This window comes from Pseudomonas sp. WS 5078, assembly GCF_012985745.1.
GTDB lineage: Bacteria > Pseudomonadota > Gammaproteobacteria > Pseudomonadales > Pseudomonadaceae > Aquipseudomonas > Aquipseudomonas lundensis_A.
Genome location: NZ_JAAQWX010000032.1, coordinates 1 through 1,816, shown reverse-complemented (window position 1 = coordinate 1,816; position 1,816 = coordinate 1). Strand labels below are relative to the sequence as shown.

General features: G+C 61.4%; 1 protein-coding gene. It reads left to right on the top strand.

The features are described 5' to 3' along the window. A partial coding sequence (locus tag HBN68_RS21890; protein WP_170000662.1) for a type VI secretion system tip protein VgrG occupies positions 1-1,816 on the top strand: 1,816 nt, incomplete at both ends.

Sequence of the window (1,816 nt, the reverse complement as noted above, 5' to 3'; positions counted from 1 at the left end):
TCACCCTCATGGGCAACGACCAGCCCTTCTCGGTGCTGGCCTTCAAAGGTGAAGAGGCCATCAGCGAGCCGTTTTCATTCGACATTGAACTGGTCAGTGAGCGGGCCAGTCTTGACCTTGACGCCCTCCTGCACCAGCCAGCCTGGCTCTCGTTTTCATCCCGCCACGGCATTCACGGGCAGATTGAGCGCATTACCCGCGCCAGCACCGGAAAACGCCTCACGCATTACAGCCTGACGCTGGTCCCCAGGCTGGCTTACCTCGCACATCGCACCAACCACCGGATTTTCCAGCGCCTGACCGTGCAGCAGATCATCGGGCAAGTGCTCAAGGAGCACGGCATTTTCAACGATGCCTACGTGTTTGCCGGGTTCTCGGATTACCCGGCTCGCGACTATTGCGTGCAATACGGCGAGTCGGACCTGCACTTCATCCAGCGCCTGTGTTTTGAAGAAGGTTTTCACTATTACTTCAAACATGCGTCTGACAGCCATGTGCTGGTATTCGGTGACAAGCAGCAGGCGTTTACCCCACTCAAAGCGCCGACGCCCTACGTGCCGGGGAGCGGCATGGTTGCGCAAGGCCCTGCGGTCAATGACTTTCAGATGAGCCTGCACGCGTGCACCAACAGCACGTTTACCCGCGATTACGATTTCGAAAAAGCCGGACGCACCCTCGAGGCAGCTAGCCATTCGCCCTCCAGGATGCGCCCGCTTGAACGCTACTCCTACCCCGGCCACTTCACCCGTGAGCAAGAAGGCAAGCGCCACAGCCTGCGCGCACTGGAACGCCATCAATCCCGACACTGCGTGGTCAGCGGCAAGAGCGATCAGCCCGCGTTACTCAGTGGCCATTTTCTGACCCTCAGTGAGCACCCGACCGCCGCCCACAATGGGCAGTGGCTGCTGACCCGCGTGCGGCACGAAGGGCACCAGCCTCAAGTGCTGGAAGAAGTCGCGTCAGCCGCCGGTGAAGGGTTTCAGGGTTATCGCAACACCTTTGAGGGAACGCCGGAGATCGCCAGCTTTCGTGCCCCGAGGGTGTACGAAAAGCCGCGCATTTACGGCAGCCAGACCGCCCGCGTCACGGGCCCGGCGGGTGAAGAGATCCATTGCGACGCGTATGGCCGGGTGCGGGTCAAGTTTCATTGGGACCGCAGCCCTGACACCGATGCGCGCAGCAGTTGCTGGCTGCGGGTTTCGTCGAGCTGGGCGGGGGAGCGCTATGGCAGCGTTACCGTCCCGCGCGTCGGCATGGAAGTGCTGGTGGACTTCGTCAATGGCGACCCGGACTGCCCGATCATTTCCGGGTGCCTGGCCAACAGCCTTAACCCGTTGCCGCTGGATTTGCCGGCCAACAAGACCCAAAGCGTGTTTCGCAGCCGCAGTACCCCCGGCGGCAACGGTTACAACGAGTTGCGCATCGAAGACCGCAAAGACCAAGAGCTGATTTACCTGCATGCGCAGCGTGACCTCGAACAACACATCAAGCATGACTGCCGCTTGCAGGTAGACGGCCAGCGCGAAGAAATCGTGAGCGGCAACAGCATCAGCGTGCTGGAGGCTGACGAACATCGCACCATCAGCGCGGACCGCAACGTGCAGATCAAGGGCAGCGACCACCAGCAGGTCGCGAGCAGCGTTCATACCTTTGCCGGGCACCGCGTCCTGGCGCAGGCCGGGCAGGAAGTCCACCTCAAGGCCGGGGCCCTGGTGACGTTGGATGCAGGCGCGAACCTGACGTTGATGGCAGGCGGTCATCATCTCGTGATCAATGCGGCGGGCATTTTTTGCAGCACACCGATCCAGTTGGGGGG